Origin of the sequence: Pseudomonas sp. GL93 (assembly GCF_003408955.1) — a bacterium.
Taxonomy (GTDB): Bacteria; Pseudomonadota; Gammaproteobacteria; order Pseudomonadales; family Pseudomonadaceae; genus Aquipseudomonas; species Aquipseudomonas paracarnis.
On sequence record NZ_NKRF01000090.1, the window covers coordinates 1 to 22101 of the forward strand.

The 22101-nt window shown below is 61.7% G+C and carries 13 protein-coding genes and 2 riboswitches; of the genes, 6 read left to right on the top strand and 7 right to left on the bottom strand.

Annotated elements, in window-relative coordinates; translation table 11 throughout:
* Positions 1-135 precede the first annotated feature (135 nt).
* From CER19_RS20395 to cobW, 4 genes are read right to left on the bottom strand one after another with little or no spacing between them, the layout of a single operon-like run.
* Positions 136-738 (bottom strand): VWA domain-containing protein, encoded by a 603-nt coding sequence (locus CER19_RS20395; RefSeq protein ID WP_116667745.1) that lies wholly within the window; start codon positions 736-738, stop codon positions 136-138.
* Positions 739-791: 53 nt separating this feature from the next.
* Complete coding sequence (locus CER19_RS20400; protein ID WP_116667746.1) at positions 792-1796, bottom strand: ATP-binding protein; 1005 nt, start codon at positions 1794-1796, stop codon at positions 792-794.
* Complete coding sequence (cobN, locus tag CER19_RS20405) at positions 1796-5557, bottom strand: cobaltochelatase subunit CobN (RefSeq protein ID WP_116667747.1); 3762 nt, start codon at positions 5555-5557, stop codon at positions 1796-1798. Before cobN ends, CER19_RS20400 begins: the two co-directional genes overlap by 1 nt.
* A gap of 2 nt (positions 5558-5559) precedes the next feature.
* Entirely contained in the window at positions 5560-6621 is a 1062-nt protein-coding gene (cobW, locus tag CER19_RS20410; protein WP_047710668.1) for a cobalamin biosynthesis protein CobW, read from the bottom strand.
* A 92-nt stretch (positions 6622-6713) separates the two neighbouring features.
* A riboswitch (cobalamin riboswitch) is annotated at positions 6714-6914 on the bottom strand.
* Between the two features lie 42 nt (positions 6915-6956).
* A riboswitch (cobalamin riboswitch) is annotated at positions 6957-7170 on the top strand.
* A 95-nt stretch (positions 7171-7265) separates the two neighbouring features.
* Between cobW and CER19_RS20415 the strand changes: the two genes are divergently transcribed.
* The 4 genes from CER19_RS20415 (at position 7266) to cobM (ending at position 9376) form a co-directional block, all read left to right on the top strand.
* Entirely contained in the window at positions 7266-7454 is a 189-nt protein-coding gene (locus CER19_RS20415) for a CbtB-domain containing protein (protein WP_003190735.1), read from the top strand.
* An 11-nt stretch (positions 7455-7465) separates the two neighbouring features.
* Positions 7466-8170: a CbtA family protein gene (locus CER19_RS20420; protein ID WP_116667748.1), complete on the top strand. Its 705-nt coding sequence runs from the start codon at positions 7466-7468 to the stop codon at positions 8168-8170.
* Positions 8167-8559: a cobalamin biosynthesis protein gene (locus CER19_RS20425; RefSeq protein WP_116667749.1), complete on the top strand. Its 393-nt coding sequence runs from the start codon at positions 8167-8169 to the stop codon at positions 8557-8559. Before CER19_RS20420 ends, CER19_RS20425 begins: the two co-directional genes overlap by 4 nt.
* 70 nt (positions 8560-8629) lie before the next feature.
* Positions 8630-9376 carry a precorrin-4 C(11)-methyltransferase gene (cobM, locus tag CER19_RS20430; RefSeq protein WP_116667750.1) on the top strand — a complete coding sequence of 249 codons (747 nt, stop codon included), beginning with the start codon at positions 8630-8632 and terminating at the stop codon, positions 9374-9376.
* Between the two features lie 275 nt (positions 9377-9651).
* Here the strand turns inward: cobM and nfuA are convergent, their stop codons facing one another.
* A complete protein-coding gene (gene nfuA, locus CER19_RS20440; protein WP_003190728.1) occupies positions 9652-10236 on the bottom strand; it encodes a Fe-S biogenesis protein NfuA in 585 nt (194 codons plus the stop codon).
* A gap of 214 nt (positions 10237-10450) precedes the next feature.
* Here nfuA and CER19_RS20445 point away from each other — a divergent pair, with 214 nt between their 5' ends.
* The gene (locus tag CER19_RS20445) at positions 10451-14803 is read left to right on the top strand and encodes an SET domain-containing protein (RefSeq protein ID WP_116667752.1); all 4353 of its coding nucleotides are present in this window, start codon (positions 10451-10453) and stop codon (positions 14801-14803) included.
* Between the two features lie 17 nt (positions 14804-14820).
* On the opposite strand, the gene CER19_RS20450 is transcribed toward CER19_RS20445, so the two are convergent.
* Both CER19_RS20450 and CER19_RS20455 read right to left on the bottom strand, forming a co-directional pair.
* Positions 14821-15846: an acyltransferase gene (locus tag CER19_RS20450; protein WP_116667780.1), complete on the bottom strand. Its 1026-nt coding sequence runs from the start codon at positions 15844-15846 to the stop codon at positions 14821-14823.
* Between the two features lie 82 nt (positions 15847-15928).
* Positions 15929-18220 carry a fatty acid cis/trans isomerase gene (locus tag CER19_RS20455; protein WP_116667753.1) on the bottom strand — a complete coding sequence of 764 codons (2292 nt, stop codon included), beginning with the start codon at positions 18218-18220 and terminating at the stop codon, positions 15929-15931.
* 166 nt (positions 18221-18386) lie between these two features.
* On the opposite strand from CER19_RS20455, the gene metH reads away from it, so the two are divergent.
* A complete protein-coding gene (gene metH, locus CER19_RS20465; RefSeq protein WP_116667755.1) occupies positions 18387-22097 on the top strand; it encodes a methionine synthase in 3711 nt (1236 codons plus the stop codon).
* Positions 22098-22101 lie beyond the last annotated feature (4 nt).

The following is a 22101-nucleotide window of genomic DNA, read 5'->3' on the forward strand; positions in this document are numbered from 1 at the left end:
GAAGTACCGGGGATAGGCTGATGAGTGTGCGGTGTAATTGAGGGCCTCATCGCAGGCAAGCCAGCCGCCACCTGGAATCGGCGGCGCGGCCAAAATGTGGGAGCTGGCTTGCCTGCGAAAGCGATAGCCCAGGCGCTACAGCTTATCGATATGCTGATACGCCAACTGCAATCCGACCGCCAATTCCTCAGCCCGCCCCAACCTGATCGGCCCGCGCTCGATGTCAATCAACATGCCTGGGCACTCCAAGCGCGGCAGCGCGCCCATCGCCTTGAGCCGCCCATCGGTCACCACCAGCAACTTCTGTTGCTCGGCGGGATAACGCTTACGCCGTGCCGCCAACCAATGCCCCGCCTCCGTCAGCGCAGCCAGCAACGGCGTCCCCCCGCCCGCTCCCAACGGCTCCAACCAGTCGCCCAAACCTTTAGCTGCCTTCAGGCCTTGCACCTGCCATTTCGGCGATTGCCCGCTGGCCGTCAACAACGCCATGCGCGCCCGTTGGCGATAAGCATCGTCAAACAGCTGGGCCAGCAGCCCCTTGGCATCAGTCAGTGCCTGGTGGCGCCGAGTGGATGCCGAGGCATCGACAATCACCAACCACAGTTCAGGAGCCGACCGGCTACGCAGGTGGAACAGCAGGTCCGCACGGCATTGCGGCCGCCCACCCAGCAACGTGCCCGGCCAGTTGATCGCCCCGCGCTGTGCGCTGCGGGCCTTGCCCTGCCGGCCGGTGTTCAACCGCCCCGCCTGGGGCCGGGCATCCGCCCCCGCGTCAGATCGGGGGCGGATGCCTAGGGCTTTTTTGGCCAGGTGGGTACATCGCGGCGTGCGCCCGTGGGCAAGGCGGGTGCGGGCATATCGCCCCACTGGCCTTGGCCGGGCGAGGTGTCAGAGGGTGACGATGACGGCCCGTCATTCGGCTGGGGCGGCGCACCTGCCGGGGTCTGCTGCTGACGTCGATGGCGCAAGGCGAACTCCGCCACCGCGTCGATATCGTCCTGCTCGATAGCTACGGCGCCACGCCACGCCGCATGGGCACGGGCGCCTCGCAACCAGACCAGGTCAGCACGCAAGCCGTCGACCCCGGCAGCAAAGCAGCGCTCGGTGATGCGGGCCAACGTCTGGTCATCCAGGGCGATGCTGTCGAGCCGTGCCCGCGCCTGGGTGCAGCGTTCGCGCAAGGCGGCTTGCGCTGGCGCCCACTGCGCGCAGAACGCCGCCGGGTCAGTGTCGAAATCCAGCCGACGACGGATGATCTGCCCGCGCTCGGCGGGCAGAGTCTGCCCACTCAAGGCCACGTTGAAGCCGAAGCGGTCGAGCAACTGCGGGCGCAGCTCGCCCTCCTCCGGGTTCATGGTGCCGATCAGCACAAAGCGCGCCGCATGGCGATGGGAAATCCCATCGCGTTCGATCAGGTTGGTGCCGCTGGCGGCTACGTCCAGCAGCAGGTCTACCAAGTGGTCCGCCAACAGGTTGACTTCATCCACGTACAACACGCCGCCGTCGGCCTTGGCCAACACGCCGGGGGAGAATTGCGCCCGGCCTTCGCCCAGCGCGGCGTCCAGGTCCAAGGTACCGACCAGTCGCTCTTCGGTCGCGCCCAGGGGCAAGGTGACAAACTGCCCGCTGGCCAACAGGTCTGCCAGCCCACGGGCCAGGGTGGACTTGGCCATGCCCCGTGGCCCTTCGATCAGCACGCCGCCGATCTTCGGGTCGATGGCGGCCAGGCACAGTGCCAGTTTCAAGTCATCGGCGCCGACCACGGCGGACAGCGGAAAATGGGGGGTTTCAGTCATCAGCTGTCTTCTTCTATGTCCAGCAACAGGTTTTCCAAGGCTTCGCGGTACGCCCCCGGTGCCTGCCACAAGCCACGTTGCTGGGCTTCGAGCATGCGCTCGGTCATGTCGCGCAGGGCATCGGGGTTGTGCTGTTGCACAAAGGCACGGGTGTCAGGGTCCAGCAGGTAGGCATCGGCGAGCAAGGCGTATTGGTGATCGTCAATCAGCGCAGTGGTGGCGTCGAAGGCGAACAGGTTGTCCACGGTCGCAGCCATTTCAAACGCGCCTTTATAGCCATGGCGCTTCACGCCTTCGATCCACTTGGGGTTGGCCGCGCGGGAACGGATCACCCGGTTGAGCTCTTCCTTCAAGGTGCGAATTTTCGGCAAATCCGGCTGGCTGTGGTCGCCATGGTAGCTGGCGGCCTTTTCGCCGCTCAGGGTTTCCACGGCGGCCAGCATGCCGCCCTGGAATTGGTAGTAGTCGTTGGAGTCGAGCAAGTCGTGCTCGCGATTGTCCTGGTTCTGCAACACCGCCTGCACCTGACTCAACCGCTGGGCAAATTGCTCGCGGGCCGCAGTGCCTTCGTCAGCGCCACCGTAGGCATAACCACCCCAGTTCAGGTAGACCTCGGCCAAGTCCTCGCGGCTCTGCCATAGGCGCCCGTCAATCGCGCCCTGCACGCCTGCGCCATAGGCACCCGGCTTGGCACCAAAAATGCGCCAGCCGGCCTGCTTGGCCGCAGCACCTTCATCCAGGCCCGACTCAAGCAATGCTTGGCGTTCACTGCGCACTTTGGCGGCCAGCGGGTTCATGTCGTCGGGTTCATCCAGGGCCGCCACCGCCTGTACCGCCGCATCGAACAGGCGGATCAGGTTGGCAAACGCATCGCGGAAGAACCCGGACACGCGCAAGGTCACGTCCACACGCGGGCGGTCCAGCAAGCTGATCGGCAATATTTCAAAATCGTCCACCCGCTGACTGCCGGTGGCCCACACCGGGCGCACGCCCATCAGTGCCATGGCCTGGGCGATATCGTCCCCGCCGGTGCGCATGGTGGCAGTGCCCCACACCGACAGGCCGAGCTGACGCAGGTGGTCGCCGTGGTCTTGCAGGTGCCGCTCAAGAATCAGGTTGGCCGACTGGAAACCGAGGCGCCAGGCCGTGGTGGTCGGCAGGTTGCGTACGTCCACGGTAAAGAAGTTACGCCCCGTGGGCAGCACATCCAGCCGCCCGCGACTCGGCGCACCGCTGGGCCCCGCCGGGACAAAACGCCCACTCAAGGCATCGAGCAAGCCACGCATCTCTGCGGGGCCGCAGGCATCCAGGCGTGGCGCGACGACAATGCGCAGGCTTTCGATCACCGACTTCACCTCCTGCCAGCCGGGCTCTTCCAACTGTTCGATGGGGCCTTCCAATGCCTGCTCGATCAAGCGCGCCGCGTACAACTCCAGACGTTCGCGGGTATCCCCGGCCGTACGCCACAGCTGATCGTCAATCTTCTGCAACACCAACGGGCGCCGCCCCGTCCAGGGCTCGGCCAATGCGCAATCGAGCGGATCAAACCCCAGGTCGAATGCCTTGGCCAACACTCGCAGCAGGCTCGACTGCGGGCCCCGGCCATCGCCGCGGGGAATGCGCAATAGCGCCAGCAAGGTGTCGATACGCAAGCGGCCCTCGGGCGACTCGCCAAAGATATGCAGGCCATCGCGGATCTGCGATTCCTTCAAGTCGCACAGGTAGGTATCCAGGCGCGGCAGCCACACCGCCGCGTCCGCCTCACTGCCCAGTTCAAGCTCCTGGTCGATACGGGTTTCGCGCACCAGCTTGAGGATGTCTTTTTGCAGCTCCAGCGCACGGCGCGGGTCGAGCAATTGCGCCTCGTAATATTCGTCGGCCAACAATTCAAGGTCACGCAGCGGGCCGTAGGTTTCGGCGCGGGTCAGCGGTGGCATCAGGTGGTCGATGATCACCGCCTGGGTGCGCCGCTTGGCCTGGGCGCCCTCACCCGGGTCGTTGACGATAAACGGGTAGATATTCGGCAGCGGCCCCAGCAATGCATCCGGCCAGCAGTGCTCCGACAGGCCCACGCCTTTGCCGGGTAGCCACTCCAAGTTGCCATGCTTGCCCACATGGATCACGCCGTGGGCGCCGTAGGTATGGCGCAGCCAGAAATAGAACGCCAGGTAGCCATGGGGCGGTACCAGGTCCGGGTCGTGGTACACGGCGCTGGCATCCACCTGGTAACCCCGGGCCGGCTGGATGCCGACGAAGGTCAGGCCCAGGCGCAGGCCGGCGATCATCATGCGGCCATCGCGGCACATCGGATCGTTTTGCGGCGCGCCCCAACGCTCCAGCACGGCCTGGCGATTGGACGCCGGCAAACGATCAAACATCGCCTGGTATTCCACAAGGCTCAGGCTTTGATGGCAGGGGCGCAGGTCGAGGCTGTCGGGGTCGTTGGTGACGCCGCCGAGCAGTTCATGGATCAGCGCGGTGCCGCTGTCGGGCAGCCGCTCCGCCACCGGGTAGCCTTCAGTTTGCAAGGCGCGCAGGATATTCAGCGCCGCCGCCGGGGTGTCCAGGCCCACGCCGTTGCCGATACGACCGTCGCGGGTCGGGTAGTTGGCCAGGATCAACGCAATCCGTTTCTGGGCATTCGGCACCCGCGCCAACTCGACCCAACGGCGTGCCAGCTCAGCGACAAAATCCATGCGTTCGGGCGCTGCGCGGTAGCACACCACGTCCGATTGGCTGCGCTCGCTGCGCCAGGCCAGGTCCTGGAAACTGATGGGCCGGCTGATGATGCGCCCGTCCAGCTCCGGCAAGGCAATATGCATCGCCAGGTCGCGGGGCCCCAGGCCTTGTTCGCTGGCCTGCCAGCCGGGTTGGTTGTCCTGGGCGCAGATCGCCTGGATCACCGGGATATTGCGGCGAAACGGGCGCAAATGCGGCGCTTCCGGGCTCGATTGGGCAAAGCCGGTGGTGTTCAGAATTACCGCGGCTTGCACGTCATCCAGCAGGTCCTCGACCACCGTGAGGCAGCCGGGCTCTTTCAAACTGGCCACCGCGATAGGCAACGGGTTGAGGCCCGCCGCCTGTAAGCGCTGGCAGAACACATCGATAAAACCGGTATTGGCCGCCTGCAAATGCGAGCGGTAGAACAGCACCGCGGCCACAGGCCAATCGGCATGCCAATCGGCCTGCCAGTCATTGAGACGAGCATTGGCGTTGTGCGGGTGATAGATCGCCGTGCGCGGCAATGTTTGCGGCTCGGCCCAGGGATAGTCACGGCCCAGGTGGGCACTGGCCAGGCAGTGGTAAAAATCCAGGGCATTGCCCAGGCCACCTTGGCGCAGGAAGTGCCACAGGCGCTCGCGGTGTTCGGCAGCAACGGTGCTCAGGCCGCTGAGCTCCGGGTCCGGGCGGTCGTCACCCGGCACCAGGATCAGGGTGACGCCGCGCTCGGCCAACTCCACCAGGCGCTCGATGCCGTAGCGCCAATACCCGATGCCGCCGTGCAATGACAGCAGGATGACCTTGGCGTGGCGCAACACCTCATCGACGTACAAGTCGACCGAGGCATGGTTCTGCACCTGCATCGGGTTGGCCAGGCGCAGGCTGGGGTAATCCTCGGGCAATTGCTGGGCGGCTTCGGCGAGCAGCGCCAGGCTGGAATCACCGCTGCACAGGATCACCAGTTCAGCGGGGGTCTGGCCAAGATCGGCAATATTGTCGTCCGCGACGAAACCACCGGGTTGGGTCCTGAGCAGGTGCATGGTTAAACGCTGAGGGCGGCGCGCAATTGCGCTTCGAGGCCGGCGGCGTCCAGTTCCTGGCCGATCAGCACCAGGCGCGTGGTGCGTGCTTCGTCAGCGCCCCAGGCACGGTCGAAGTGCTTGTCAAAGCGCGTGCCCACGCCCTGGATCAGCAGGCGCATCGGTTTGTTGGGGATCGCCGCGAAACCTTTCACACGCAGGATGCCGTGCTGCACCACCAATTGGGTCAGGGCGTCGAGCAGCAGTGCTTCATCGGCTTGGGGTAAGTCGATGGAGATGGAGTCGAAGGCATCGTGGTCGTGGTCGTCTTCACCTTCGTGGTGATGGTCGTGATGGCTGTGACGCCCGTCGATATGTTCCTCGGAACCGGCGCCCAGCCCGATCAGCACGTCCAGGGGCAGGCGACCGCTGCTGGCTTCGATGATCTTCACCGCGGGCGGCAGTTCTTCGGCGACTTCCAGGCGCACGCGGGCCAGGTCTTCGGCGCTGATCAGGTCGGTTTTGTTGAGGATCACCAGGTCGGCGCTGGCCAGTTGGTCGGCGAACAGCTCATGCAACGGTGACTCGTGGTCCAGGTTCGGGTCAAGCTTGCGCTGGGCGTCGACCTGGTCCGGGAAGGCGGCAAAGGTGCCGGCGGCCACGGCTGGGCTGTCGACCACGGTGATCACCGCATCAACGGTGCAGGCGCTGCGGATTTCCGGCCACTGGAAGGCTTGCACCAACGGCTTGGGCAGGGCCAGGCCCGAGGTTTCGATGAGGATATGGTCCAGGTCACCGCGACGGGCGACCAGTTCGCGCATCACCGGGAAGAACTCTTCCTGCACGGTGCAGCACAGGCAACCGTTGGCCAGCTCGTAGACGCGGCCATTGGCTTCTTCTTCGGTGCAACCGATAGAACACTGCTTGAGGATTTCACCGTCGATGCCCAGCTCGCCGAACTCGTTGACGATCACCGCAATGCGACGGCCCTGGGCGTTGTCGAGCATATGGCGCAACAGCGTGGTTTTGCCCGAGCCAAGGAAGCCGGTAACGATGGTGACGGGAAGTTTGGCCAGTGTTTTCATCGGATGCCCTTTGGGGCGGGCATACGGGACGACAGGCCCTGCGACAGCGCGCAGCAGCGGATTTCGTCACCGGATCACCCCGCCCGGTTGAAGTGGAAAATCAGTGGCGAGGCAGGTCTCCTGGCTTGGGGTGTGCAGGTCTTGCGACCAACGCTGACTGCGCCTTCCCGCCCTATCGGCAGTGGCGTGGCAGTCAACTGAACCCTTCACAGTTGCGGGGGCAGCCGCGGCTTGAACCGCGTTCCCTTCTTAGCTTCGGCCTGGGCCGAAGAACCTCGAGGGTGCAAGGCTACAGGGGCTTGCGGCATTTGACTACCGTCCCCGGCCCATGCTCTCCTACACCTCTTGTTTCGGGTGCCCTTCACAGGGTGAAACGGGAAACCGGTGCGTCATAGACCTATGACCAGTCCGGTGCTGCCCCCGCAACGGTAAGCGAGCGAAGCGTCATGGCCACTGTGCTTTTGCATGGGAAGGCGATGCTTTCAGGAGGACTCTATCCAGAGTCGCCCCTCGCAAGCCCGGAGACCGGCCCGAAAAATTCAGATAACAAACCCGCGGTGGGCGGGCGCTGTTCGAACCCTGCGTGCCTGGCGCGTGGGGTTTTCATGCGCTCGTTTCACCCTGACACCTGAAAGGGACGTGCCATGTCGATCATCAGCAGCACTTCGCACACCGCCACTAGCACCGCCACCCTCAGCCAACGCCTGACCGCCGCCATCGGTGCGTCGATCCTCGGCGCGTGCCTGGTGTATTTCGCCGGGTTCTCGCACATCGAGGCGGTGCACAACGCCGCCCACGATACCCGCCACAGCGCCGCGTTCCCGTGCCATTGAGAGCTGCCGACATGATCAAGCGTATTGCGCAAACCGCAGGGTTCACTGGGCTTTTGGCTGCCTTGCTGCTGACCCTGCTGCAAAGTTTCTGGGTGGCACCGCTGATTCTGCAGGCAGAAAGCTTTGAAAAAGCCCCGCCAGCCGCTGAAGTGGTGCACGAGCACGCCGCAGGCGTTGCTGCCCACAGCCACGATGCCCAAGCCTGGGAGCCGGAAGATGGCTGGCAGCGTGTGTTGTCTACCACTGGAGGCAACCTGGTGGTGGCCGTAGGCTTTGCACTGATGCTCGCCGGCCTCTACACGCTGCGCGCGCCGACCCGCACCGCCCAAGGCCTGCTCTGGGGCCTGGCCGGCTACGCGACCTTTGTACTGGCACCCACCCTGGGCCTGCCACCGGAACTGCCGGGCACTGCGGCGGCTGACCTGACACTGCGCCAGACCTGGTGGATCGGCACCGCAGCCTCCACCGCCGCCGGCCTGGCGCTGATCGTGTTCGGCCGCAACTGGCTGTTGAAAGGCCTTGGGCTGGCGATTCTTGCCGTGCCCCACTTCATCGGCGCGCCGCAACCTGAGGTACATTCGATGCTGGCCCCGGAGGCGCTCGAAGCGCAGTTCAAGATCGCCTCGCAATTGACCAACGTCGCTTTCTGGCTGGCCCTGGGCCTGATCAGTGCCTGGTTGTTCCGCCGCAACCGCGACGACCAATACTCGGCATGATCGTGGTTGTCGGCTTGGGCTGCCAGCGTGGCTGTGAGGCTCACAGCCTGCTGGCGTTGCTGGACAGCGCCCTGGCCGAGGCCGGCATTGATCCCTCACGCGTGACCGCGTTGGCGAGCATTGACCGCAAACGCAATGAACCGGGGCTGCTGGCGCTGGCCCAGCGGTTGAACCGGCCTTTGCAGTGCTTCAGCGCCGAGCAACTGGCGGGCTATGAACATCGGCTGAGCCATCGCTCAGCGCTGGCTTTTGCCCACACCGGCTGTTACGGCGTGGCAGAAAGCGCCGCCCTGGCCCTGGCCGAGCACCTGTCCAATGGCCCCGCGCGCCTGCTGATCACCCGCCAGAAAAGCGTACAGGCCACCCTTGCATTGGCCTGCGCGGGTTAAAATCCCGATAATTGCCGCTTTCGATCATGAGCAATCTTCATGCTCATGCGTTTTTCAACAGGACTTCTCCATGACCGTCTACTTTATTGGCGCCGGCCCCGGCGACCCGGAATTGATCACCGTCAAGGGCCAGCGGCTGATCCGCCATTGCCCGGTGATTATCTACGCCGGCTCGCTGGTGCCCGCCGCCGTACTGGAAGGTCATCAGGCGCTCCAGGTGGTCAACAGCGCCGAGCTGCACTTGGAACAGATCATCGAGCTGATCACGACGGCCCATGCTAAAGGCCAGGATGTGGCGCGGGTGCACTCCGGCGATCCCAGCCTGTATGGGGCGATTGGTGAACAAATCCGCCATTTGCGTGAGCTGGGCATCCCCTTCCAGATCATTCCAGGGGTCACGGCGGTGGCGGCGTGCGCAGCCTTACTGGAAACCGAACTGACCCTGCCGGATATCGCCCAAAGCGTGATCCTGACCCGTTACGCCGATAAAACCAGCATGCCCCCCGGCGAAGACTTCGACAGCCTGGCGCGGCATGGCACCACCATGGCGATTCATCTGGGGGTCAATCATCTGGAAAAAATCGTCGCGCAACTGCTGCCGCATTACGGCGCGGACTGCCCGATTGCCGTGGTACACCGTGCCACCTGGCCGGATCAGGATTGGGTGGTCGGTACGCTGAGCGACATTGCCGAGAAAGTCGTGGCGAAGGGGTTTCGGCGGACAGCGTTGATTGTGGTGGGCCGGGTGTTGTCCAGTGACAGTTTCAGCGAGTCGTCGCTGTACCGCGCAGGGCATGCGCACCTCTACCGCCCCTGAAGCAATGCGCACAACAATGTGGGAGCTGGCTTGCCTCAAGGCTTTTTGTAGGAGCGAGCTTGCTCGCGAAAAACTTCCAGGCGCCGCGTTCATTCAGCAAGCGCGCGTTATCGTTGACGTTCTTCGCGAGCAAGCTCGCTACTACAGCGTTAAGACAAGGCAACTCCCACACTTGATCTGATTTGTTAGGTATATTTCGCAAGGCTATGAATTTCAAGCATAAAAAACGGCGCTCACGGGGCGCCGTTTTTTTATGTTCGCAGTGAACACCTTACTCAGTAGTAGGCGTTTTCTTTCTGCGTGTGGTCAGTGACGTCACGTACACCCTTGAGCTCAGGAATACGTTCCAGCAGCGTGCGCTCAATACCCTCGCGCAAGGTCACGTCCGCCTGGCCACAACCCTGGCAACCGCCGCCGAACTTCAACACGGCGATACCGTCATCCACTACGTCGATCAGGCTCACCTGGCCGCCGTGGCTGGCCAGCCCCGGGTTGATCTCGGTTTGCAGGTAGTAGTTGATGCGCTCATTGACCGGGCTGTCGGCGTTGACGTTCGGCACCTTGGCGTTGGGGGCCTTGATGGTCAACTGGCCGCCCATACGGTCGGTGGCGTAGTCGACCACGGCGTCGTCCAGGAAGGCTTCGCTGAAGGCATCGATATACGCGGTGAAGCTTTTGAGCCCCAGGGCGGTATCTTCAGGCTTCTCTTCGCCGGGCTTGCAGTAGGCAATGCACGTCTCGGCGTATTGGGTGCCAGGCTGGGTGATAAAGACGCGGATGCCGATACCTGGGGTGTTCTGCTTGGACAGCAGGTCAGCCAGGTAATCGTGGGCGGCGTCGGTAATGGTTATGGCAGTCATGGAAACTCCTCACAGGCTTGCCCGCAGTTTACGCCAAATTATTACGCAGGTACAAAGCCCGAGTATTTTTGTCGGGAAAGACCTGAGCCTGCTGACCGAAGGCGCCGCTACACCGCCCCCCTTTGTGCAAAAACCTGTGCCTACCTATATAGCCCCCGCGCAAAGCCCGGCTCAATAGAGTGAATCCTCTTCGACTACGGATTGTGAGGATTGAATGAATAACGCGTTGCAGGGTTTCTATTTCAAGAGCTTGCCAGAACAGCAAGCGCATCTGGACCATCTGATTGATTTCGTGACCGCACAAAGCTCACTGACGGCATCCGCCGCCGAGGTTTACTACTCCCCGCCGCACAACAGCGAACTGCATCGCGAGTGCAAGGAAGCCTTTCGGGTCCTTGGGAAACTGGAAGCCGATGAAAACTTTCAGCAGTTCCTGCGGGAAAAGCCCGAACCTGATGACTCCATTCTGGGCCGGGACTTTCTTTATGACTTGCTCTCCACCCTGTTCAGCAGCGCGCGCTCACCGATACCCGACCCTGCCGAAACGTTCAGCATCGCCGATCACTCGGTGATCCTGCGCCATATGCCCACCTATTGGTACATCGACGCCGACGTGTTGCTGGATATCAACCGGCGTGTGGGTAACGGCCTCAAAAGAGACGGTTCGGTGCGGTTCGATCTGGTACTCAAGTATTACTCGATCATCCCCGCACGCCCCAAAACCCGCGAGCAGTGGAAAGCGGTTCTCGCTGGCTTGCAGGAACACCACACCCTGAAAAAACTCGGACACGAAGGCAATCTCAGCGACTTGCAGCATTTGATGGATGCGCCTGCCGACCAGAAGATCAAGGAGGTTATCCGCCAGATCGAAACACACACCCGTCAATCGCTGTTCCGTCATGTATTGCCCGAAACATTTACCGCCTCACAGCAGGACATGCTCGCCACCACCCCCACCGTCTTGCTTGAGCAATTGCTCAATAGCCCCGATAACCTGGCGCTGGGCGAGCGGATCGCCAAGGCCTTGGACTGGTATGGCAGCCAAAAGGAGGAAATCTGCCCGGGCCCGGTACGGGTGAAATTACTGTGGCGCGCATTGTGGCTGACGATCATTCCCAGCACCGACTCGCTGATTGACAACGAATTGAAGCTATTCATTGCGTCTGGCGCGTCTTATTCGTCGATCCGCCAATCCTTGATCAGCCGCTATGAACATAGCTTGTCGATCAGCGCTGACGCGGCACAATTGGCGGTGTGCGTCCTCAAGGCCAATGTTGCCAGCGAGGTCTGGGTGGCCGATATTCCCGATGACCTGCCCTACGCTGTCACCAATACCTGGGTCAACTTCAGAAGCGGCTTTCTCCTGGCCGAAGCGTGTGCACCCGGCTCATCGCGGCACATGAGCTTTGAGCAGTTGCTTAACCTGGCGGCGGAACATTTTCGCGTCAGTGAGGGCGACGTCAAACAGCAGGCGCTGGTCGCTGCCGCCAGGCTGGCCCCTACTGTCCAATGGGCACAAGCCAACGGCCTGATTGCCAGCCGAGCGTCGGGCCACTCCCGGGATGAGCTCACCCAGGCCGTCAACGCACTGGAGCAGCATGAATATGAGATGTTCAACGCGGTTCATAACCTCAAACTCAACCTGCCCAGCCGTTGGCGCTTTGCCTCGGACACGGAGTACGACAAAGCCTTTCGCGAAGCCCTTGAGGTGCCGAGAAACGCCTACAAGACCTTAATCCAATCACTGCTTGCGCACCTGGGCAGTGCGACCCTGGACGTGGATCAGGACGAGATCACCGTGTATTCATTAAGAGAAGCCCTGAACAAGGTGCCCATCGAATATGAAACCAAAGCCAAGACCGATGCCGTTCGTTACCGGACAGGTTTTATCCTGCGCATCGTCAAGCCCCGCTCGCCCCTCCATCCCATCTACGTCGAGGTCTTCCCCTTCGCCGGCCTACTGCGTCGACGCAAAGACCTGCAGAGCCTACCGCTAAACGGCAAAGTGGTAGAACTACGCGACGCCATGAGCTGGGACAAGTACAGGCTGGCCACCGAAGTGCCGTTTGATCGCGAGGCTTACCGCGAGAACAAAGCGCCCAGGCCAGGCAAAAAAGCTGAGTTGATCGTTGAACAAGTCGGCGAGACACTGCCTGGCATCGACGCTGGGCCGCGTATCCAATCGTTCGCGCCCAACACGCTGTATGCGCCGCGCAGTGAAACCCTGGCGAGCATGATTGCCCGTGAGCTGTTTTTCTGCGATGAACAAGCCCTCCTGGAAAAAACCCGTAAAAACACGCGGAACGTGGACATCCCCGCTGAGGTACTCGAAGACTTGGCGTTCTGGGGCAAGATTTTTATCCCGCTTTGGGGCGGTATCGACGACATCGCTTCCGGCGCCCCCCAACGCATCAAATCAGGCGTCGCCAGCCTGTTCATTGACATCGTAGCTTTCGCGTTGCCGGTGGGGCGGTATGTGGCCGGTTCTACCCGCCTGCTTGTCCAGGCAGGCAAGACCGGGCTGCGCCTGGCGCTGCCTAAACTCGCGAAACTGACCGGCAAACTGGTGATTGCCACACTCCAGGAACTCAACCCCCTGGCCGCCCTGCCCAGCCTGCTCAGGCTCGCACGCTTTGGTTTGCTCAAGCTGGGCCACAAACTGATGCGCCAGGCAAAACGGGGTATTGCCCAACTGCGCGATGGGACGATCGCCGCAAGGCACATGCGCTCGGTTGACCCTGACAGCTGGAAACCGCTGCAGGCAGGCGATCAACTGTTTACCGTGGACGGCTTGGCCAATGTTCCGATGCGCAACGTCGGTAGCCTCGACGCGCCGGATTATCGCTTGATCGATACCGCCTCCAATACAGCCTTCGGGCCGCGCTTTAGAGAGCCGATCACGGTCATCAGCAACAGCAGCCCGTTGATCCGTCAGTACGCGGTTGACCCTGAGCTGATCAGAGGCCTCAAGCCCGACGCGCGCGGTCTCTTCTCCCGAGCGGACTACAACCAGAAGTTCATCTGTAATGTCGACGATAAGGGCAAAATCGCGGTGTACCAGGTGCGCGATAACTCCTATGGGTTCATTCAGGAGGCCGCCGCGGGCGCCGACAACAGCTTTTCGATCGTACTGGTCAATCCAAAGACCAACCGGGATTTGTCGATCACGCTGTCGTCGGTTGAGCCCGGTCATTGGTATTCAGACCCGATCAAGCTCACGGGCGGCGCGCCGGATGCCCCAAGCGTGGTAACGCCCTCAGTGCTGTTGAAATGGACCGAGGTCAGTGAAGACGCCCTGAAAAAAACCATGGACAACTTCGTCAGCACTTACAACCTGGACCCCAGCGCCTTTCGGCAATTTGTCAGTAGCCGCAACACCCTGACGCCCAGGGGCCAACTGATGCTGGACCGTGCGGGAACCGCCCGCACCAGCGTTACCTACGATCACATCGAGCGCTGGAGCAAGACGTCCCAGCGCGAGCGCAACAGCCTCACCCTTGAAGGCTTCGCCGCCGACCATAACCTGGATCCGGTGGCCTTTGCCGACCACGTAAACCCTGATGGCACCTATAAAGCGGCAGGCAAAGTACTCGCCAAATACGCCAGGGGTGAGCAGTTCAACGCTCTGAAATCCAAACACCTGCAAGAGTGGAACAAGCACTACAACGCCACCAATTCAAGGGTGTCCATGCACGCATTTGTCGAGCAGAACAACCTCAACCCGGTTATCTGGAGCAACTACGTCAATGACAATGGCAGCATGACCCGCGCCGGTAGAGAAAGGTGGCTGTTCGGACAAAGAAGCCCGCTGGACGAGCCCGTGGCCAGGAAACGGCCCGCCCCGCCCACTGCAGGCAGCTCAAAACGTCCGCGGCTGGAGGACGACGCCACACCCACGCGGCACCGATCCACCTCGATCACGGCGTCTTTTGATCATAAAATCAACAATAATGCGCCGATTCTGCAAGACCCCAACGACGTCAGACGCAGCTTGACCCTTGAACTTGAAGGTCCGTTGCAAAACATTGAGATCAGCGACGCCAACCAGTTTTTTGACGAGTTCACCGGCCTGCAGCATGTCGAAGTCAAGGAGGCTGCGACCAAAAGCATTCGTGAATGGATCGCCAAGGAGGGCAGCCACCATCGCCGGCTTGATCGCCTGCTGGAGGTCAAGAAATTGGCGGACGGCCCGGAACGAGGCCTTTCGGTGGTGGCCAGAACCGATATAAAACGCTTCGATGTTCTTGGGCCTTACACCGGCAAGCTGCATCTGGATCAAGCCTCGATCAATACCGAGATACTGGAAAAAGGTGAAACGGCCGTCGGCACGTATTTATTCCAAACCCACACTCATGGCGCGACTATCAGCGGCCACGGTAACAGCAATACGCTGAGCCTGATCAATGCGGTCAAGGTGCCCAACCTGCCCGACGTTGGCATCGAAAATGTCGGCGCCCTGTATGTAGGCAAATACATGGTGTTTCTAGTTGCTTGGCGGGATATCCCTGCCGGGACCGAGTTGCTGATGGACTATGGGAAAGCCTACTGGAAGTACATGAGGCCTTGAGACCAACAGCGCCAGTCCTAATGCTGTTGCTTGGAAAAGGGTACCGATTCATCAAGGCCAAACCAGTGCTTGAGCCTGCGATGGGTGCCCTTCTCCAACCAGTGGTAGCTGGCCAATGAACCCAGCGCGATGAAAACGACGCACACCGGCACAAGCGTGTAGGGGTCTATCCCCCCGTGCTCAATGGCCCAGCGTCCAACGCACAGCACCAGTACGTGAAGCAGATACACCGAGTAAGAGCAGTCCCCCAGCAGCTTTATCAAGCGCGAACCATGGAAGTAAGGCTCCAGCGCCACGCAACTGATCACCAACACGGCGCTGGGCAGGCCCCATTCCAATACTCGGGGTACATCCGCGCCATGGTAAATCGCCGCCAATGCCGCGACGACACCCAGCAACGCCAGCCACGGCCTGGCCCGGCACAGACCGCGGCGGTAGAGCATGCCGATCGCCACGCCCATGAGAAACTCCAGGACAATGTCATTACGGTAAAACCCATCGGCCAAGTCAAAGGCGGGGCCAATGACATAGCACAGCAGATACAGCAGCGCCGCCACCACCCACAGCCGATAGGCTTCACGCACCAGCAGCGCAACAGCGAACAGGCAGTAGAACAGCATCTCGAAATTCAGCGTCCAGCCCACATCCAGCAGTGGATACACGCCGTAGCCCGCCGGGTTTTGCGCGGGGATAAAGAGCATCGACAGGAGCACATGACCCCGTTCTAGCTGAACGTCTGGAAACATCCAGGGCATGGCCGTGACCAGCACAGCCAAAAGCAGGGTATAGAACCAGTACGCCGGAGCAATCCTGGCCACGCGCATCAGCATGAAGCGCCAAGGCGTGAGCGCTTTGTCGGCGCTCGCGAGGAAAATCACCAAGCCGCTGATGACGAAGAATACGTCCACCCCGGCGGCGCCCTTTTCGACCAACAGGTCCTCCAAGGCGTTGTGGGCCTCGAAGTTAAAAAACAGCTGCATGACGTGGTGACCCACCACAAGCCATGCCGCCAGCGCGCGTAGCAACTGCACTGAAATCAACATCGGCATACCTTTTCCAGTCCGTAGGTAGATATCCGACTGCTTCAGCCCCCGCGTGGAGAAATGACCGGATCAATGCACTTAGTTATAAGTTCTCGTAGCGGTTCATGTCCAATACGCCCTCTTCCACCGGCGTGGTTTCATGGATGTATTGCGACAAGTCGTGGAAATACTGCCAGAACAACGGGTGACTGCGGCGCACACCCCAGCGGTCGACGATTTTCTCGAAACTTTTGGCGTCCTTGGCCTGCTCCATCTGCGCGACAAACTCAGGCACCTGCCGGGCCGGGATATTGAACATGAAGTTCGGGTAGCTGCTGAGCACGCCGGGGTAAATGGTCACCGTGTCCAGGCCCGGCTGATAGCGATACGCCTCACCCAGCAGGAACGCCACGTTACTGTGGGCACGGTTGCGCAGCAGGCTGTAGACCTCGCGCTTGCCGCTGGCGGTTTCGATGCGCAGCATCGTGGCTTCGGGCAACTGCTCGATCACCTTGAGCCCCGCGGCCGGGCGCGAGGTCAGGCGGCTCAACGCTTGTTCGGCATCCTGCAAGGCCGGGTCGATGCCGCCGCGGGAGCAGAACGCGCCGCTGCAGCGGTTGATCGGGTCGGGGCTGGCGCTCAAATGGCCGTAGCGGGTCAGCAACTGGTTGGCGAAGTCACGCTTGGGGTCTTTCTCGCTCAGGTGCAAACCACTGGCCTTATCATCGTCAATCGCCTCGTAGTCCAGCCACAGCTTGAGCTTGCCGCTGTTCTGGTACCAGTCGTCCATGAAGTCTTCGCGGGTGTCGGCGGGCATCAGGCGCAGGAAGTTCTGCTCGGCGCCATTGCGGATCAGGTCGAAATACAGGCGGGTCTGGGCCTGGTGCGAGACGTTGCCGAACACATCGAAATTCACCGCCAACTGGTAATAGGTGCGTTCCAGCAGCGGGTAGTCGAACAGCCACATCGTCTGCGGGACCTCGCCAATCAGGCCCTTGGTCACCGAGGCGCTGTCGAAATGACGGAAAATGCTCAACAACGCATTGTCATTGCCCGCCCACAACGTCGGCCAGCTCGGCGCGGGCAAGTCTGCATAGTTGTCACGGCGCAAGGCTTCGTACTGGTTGCGCTTGTCGCGATAGGCCAGCCACAGGCTCAGCACACTGCCCACGTCGTCATTCTGCCCGGGCATGGCCAGCAACGGCGTGGCCTGGCCGCGATAACGCGCATCGGTGATGTACAGGTCGTGGTCGGGGTCCTGGAACAGCGTCCAGAAGTTATCGCGGATCACATCCGTGGCGATCTGCCCACGGCACACCGGCCCGCGAATGAAGGTACGCACGAAGTACTCAGCGTTATCGAGCATGAATTGGTAGCGCGCTTTAGCCGGGATCGCCTCGAATGTCGCGAACGGGTTGGCGCGGCTGCCGGGGCCATAGCCTGGCAAGGCCGTGACTTGCCAGTTGCCGGCATAGAACAACGCCTTGATCCGCGCCATCTTCGCCGCGCTGAAGGGGTAAGTGATGTGAGTTTTATGCACGATCACACCCTGCACCGGCCACAGGCGGTAGTACACCTGAGTGCCTGGGTCGTCGTTGGGGCGACGGGTGGCGATCAGGTCAATCGGCTGGCCACTAGGCGTACGCGAACGCACCCACTGGAAGTAATGCCCCGGCTCGCCGTTCTCGAAATAGATATGCGCCAGGAACAAATGCTCGAACAGCCAGCGCGCCACCAGGCTTTCACGGGCGCCCGGCTGGTTGAACAGGTTTTCCCACTGTTGCACTTGCAACGCTTCCCTGGCGCTCGGCGCCAGGCCCTGCTCGTCAATCGGCGCGCCGGAGGCCAGCCAGCGTTGCAAAGTCTGGTATTGCTGGTCGGTCAGGCCGGTAACCGCCAGCGGCATGCCTTCCTTGGGGTGAGCGCCGGCATAGGCACTGAACTCGCCGGGCATTGCGCACATATTTTCGCGGTTGAGCCCCAGTACAATGTTGTCGGGCAGCTTGGCATTGGGCGCCAGCGGTGCGTTGTGCCCCAGCTCCAGCATGCGCGCCATCAGCGCAGCCTGGCTGCCCTGGGCGTCCAGCACCGAATAGAAGCCCTTCTGCTGCCACGCCTGCTTACCGAATGCGTCATAAAACAAACGGGTGGTTGGCGTGGCCTGGCTGCGCTCACCGTCATACACCGGCATCTTGCTTGCGCCCCGCGCTGCGCCCTCGGCGCTGCCTAGGTTGAGCTGGCACGCGGAGTCATAGCAGGCATGGCAGGCCACGCACTTTTGCGTAAAGATCGGTTGGATGTCGCGGGTGTAGGAAATCGCCGAAGCGGGACCTTCCGCCTGAGCGCTGCTGGCTATCAAGGCCAGGACGGCGCTGACGATTAAACGAAGTGACATGTATCCGGTCCCGATTCAAGGCGTGCGGTGTTTGAAGTGGCGTGATTCTACCGGGCCATGCACCCCTGCAACATGAGCGATATTCATGCAAAAGCTCAACATGCTACAACAGCCCGCAGGTTTGTTATGATTCACGCCCTCCGAAATGCCTGACCAGAGTAGTCCCATGTCCGACCGAAGCGTTCGTCTGCAAGCCCTTCACCACGCCCTCAAGGAACGTATCCTGATCCTGGACGGTGGCATGGGCACGATGATCCAGAGCTATAAGCTCGAGGAGCAGGACTACCGTGGCAAACGCTTCGCCGATTGGCCGAGCGACGTCAAGGGCAACAACGACCTGCTGGTGCTCACCCGCCCCGACGTGATTGGCGGCATCGAGAAGGCGTACCTGGACGCTGGCGCCGATATTCTGGAAACCAACACCTTCAACGCCACGCGCATCTCCATGGCCGACTACGGCATGGAAGAGCTGGCCTATGAACTGAACGTGGAAGGCGCGCGCCTGGCGCGCAAAGTCGCCGACGCCAAGACCCACGAAAACCCGGCCAAGCCGCGCTTCGTGGCCGGCGTGCTGGGCCCGACCAGCCGCACCTGCTCGCTGTCACCGGACGTGAATAACCCCGGCTACCGCAACGTGACCTTCGATGAACTGGTGGAAAACTACACCGAGGCCACCCAGGGCCTGATCGAAGGCGGCGCCGACCTGATCCTGATCGAAACCATCTTCGACACCCTCAACGCCAAGGCCGCGATCTTTGCCGTGCAGGGCGTGTTCGAAGCCCTGGGTATCGAACTGCCGATCATGATTTCCGGCACCATCACCGACGCGTCCGGCCGTACCCTGTCGGGCCAGACCACTGAAGCGTTCTGGAACTCCGTGGCCCACGCCAAGCCGATCTCGGTCGGTTTGAACTGTGCCCTCGGCGCCAGTGAACTGCGCCCCTACCTGGAAGAGTTGTCGAACAAGGCCAACACCCATGTGTCGGCGCACCCGAACGCTGGCCTGCCCAATGAGTTCGGCGAGTACGATGAACTGCCGTCAGAAACCGCCAAGGTCATCGAAGAGTTCGCCCAAAGTGGCTTCCTGAACATCGTCGGCGGTTGCTGCGGCACTACGCCGGGGCATATCGAAGCCATCGCCAAGGCCGTGGCCGGGTATGCGCCGCGCCCGATCCCGGACATTCCCAAGGCCTGCCGCCTGTCGGGCCTCGAGCCGTTCACCATCGATCGCAGCTCGTTGTTCGTCAACGTCGGCGAGCGCACCAACATCACCGGCTCGGCGAAGTTCGCCCGCCTGATCCGCGAAGACAACTACACCGAAGCCCTTGAAGTTGCCCTGCAGCAGGTGGAAGCCGGCGCCCAGGTGATCGACATCAACATGGACGAGGGCATGCTGGATTCGAAGAAGGCCATGGTGACCTTCCTCAACCTGATCGCCGGCGAACCGGACATCTCCCGCGTACCCATCATGATCGACTCCTCCAAGTGGGAGGTGATCGAAGCGGGCCTCAAGTGCATCCAGGGCAAGGGCATCGTCAACTCCATCAGCATGAAAGAAGGCGTGGAGCAGTTCATTCATCACGCCAAGCTGTGCAAGCGCTACGGCGCGGCTGTGGTGGTGATGGCGTTCGACGAAGCCGGCCAGGCCGATACCGAAGCGCGCAAGAAAGAAATCTGTAAACGCTCCTACGACATCCTGGTCGATGAAGTCGGCTTCCCGCCGGAAGACATCATCTTCGACCCGAACATCTTCGCGGTCGCCACCGGTATCGAAGAGCACAACAACTACGCCGTCGACTTTATCAATGCCTGTGCCTATATCCGCGACGAACTGCCCTACGCGCTGACCTCCGGTGGCGTGTCCAACGTGTCGTTCTCGTTCCGCGGCAACAACCCGGTGCGCGAGGCGATCCACTCGGTGTTCCTGCTGTATGCGATCCGCAGCGGACTGACCATGGGTATCGTCAACGCCGGCCAGCTGGAGATTTACGACCAGATCCCGGCCGAACTGCGCGATGCGGTGGAAGACGTGGTACTCAACCGCACGCCGGAAGGCACCGACGCCCTGCTCGCCATTGCCGACAAGTACAAGGGCGACGGCAGCGTCAAGGAAGCCGAGACCGAGGAATGGCGTGGCTGGGAGGTCAACAAGCGCCTGGAGCATGCGCTGGTCAAGGGCATCACCACGCACATTGTCGAAGACACCGAGGAATCGCGCCTATCGTTTGCGCGCCCGATCGAAGTGATCGAAGGCCCACTGATGTCGGGTATGAACATCGTCGGCGACCTGTTTGGCGCCGGTAAGATGTTCCTGCCCCAGGTGGTGAAATCCGCCCGCGTGATGAAGCAGGCGGTGGCGCACTTGATCCCGTTCATCGAGCTGGAAAAAGGCGATAAGCCCGAAGCCAAGGGCAAGATCCTGATGGCCACGGTCAAGGGCGACGTGCATGACATCGGCAAGAACATTGTCGGCGTGGTGCTGGGTTGCAACGGCTATGACATCGTCGACCTGGGCGTGATGGTACCGGCGGAGAAGATCCTGCAGGGGGCCAAGGAGCAGAAGTGCGACATCATCGGCCTGTCCGGGCTGATCACGCCGTCCCTGGACGAAATGGTGCACGTGGCCCGCGAGATGCAGCGCCAGGACTTCCACCTGCCCTTGATGATCGGCGGCGCCACCACCTCCAAGGCGCACACGGCGGTGAAGATCGAGCCCAAGTACAGCAACGACGCAGTGATCTACGTCACCGACGCCTCGCGCGCGGTGGGCGTGGCGACGCAGTTGCTGTCCAAGGAATTGAAGGCCGGTTTTGTCGAGAAGACCCGCCTGGAATACATCGACGTGCGCGAACGCACCTCCAACCGCAGCGCGCGCACCGAGCGCCTGAGCTACCCGGCCGCCATCGCCAAGAAGCCGCAGTTCGACTGGGCTACTTACACGCCGGTGGTCCCGACCTTTACCGGTGCCAAGGTGCTGGACAATATCGACCTCAAGGTGCTGGCCGAATACATCGACTGGACGCCGTTCTTCATCTCCTGGGATTTGGCCGGCAAGTTCCCGCGCATCCTCACCGACGAAGTAGTGGGTGAAGCCGCCACTGCGCTGTATGCCGATGCCCAGGAAATGCTCAGGAAACTGATCGACGAAAAACTCATCAGCGCCCGCGCAGTGTTCGGTTTCTGGCCGACCAACCAGGTGCAGGACGACGACTTGGAAGTCTACGGTGACGACGGCCAGCCGATTGCCAAGCTGCATCACCTGCGCCAGCAGATCATCAAGACCGACGGCAAGCCCAACTTCTCCCTGGCTGACTTCGTGGCGCCAAAAGACAGCGGCGTGACCGACTACATCGGTGGTTTTATCACCACCGCCGGCATCGGCGCCGAAGAAGTCGCCAAGGCGTATCAAGATGCCGGCGACGACTACAACTCGATCATGGTCAAGGCCCTCGCCGACCGCCTCGCCGAAGCCTGCGCCGAATGGCTGCACCAGCAAGTGCGCAAAGAACACTGGGGTTACGCCAAGGACGAGCAACTGGACAACGAGGCGTTGATCAAAGAGCAATACAGCGGCATCCGCCCCGCCCCCGGCTACCCGGCGTGCCCGGACCACACCGAAAAGGCCCAGCTGTTTCAACTGCTGGACCCCGAAGCCCGCGAAATGCATGCCGGGCGTAGCGGTGTGTTCCTCACCGAACACTATGCGATGTTCCCGGCTGCGGCGGTCAGCGGCTGGTACTTTGCCCACCCGCAAGCGCAGTACTTCGCCGTGGGCAAGGTCGACAAGGACCAGGTCGCCAGCTACACCGCTCGCAAAAGCCAGGACCTGAGCGTAACCGAACGTTGGCTGGCGCCGAACCTGGGGTACGACAACTGAGATA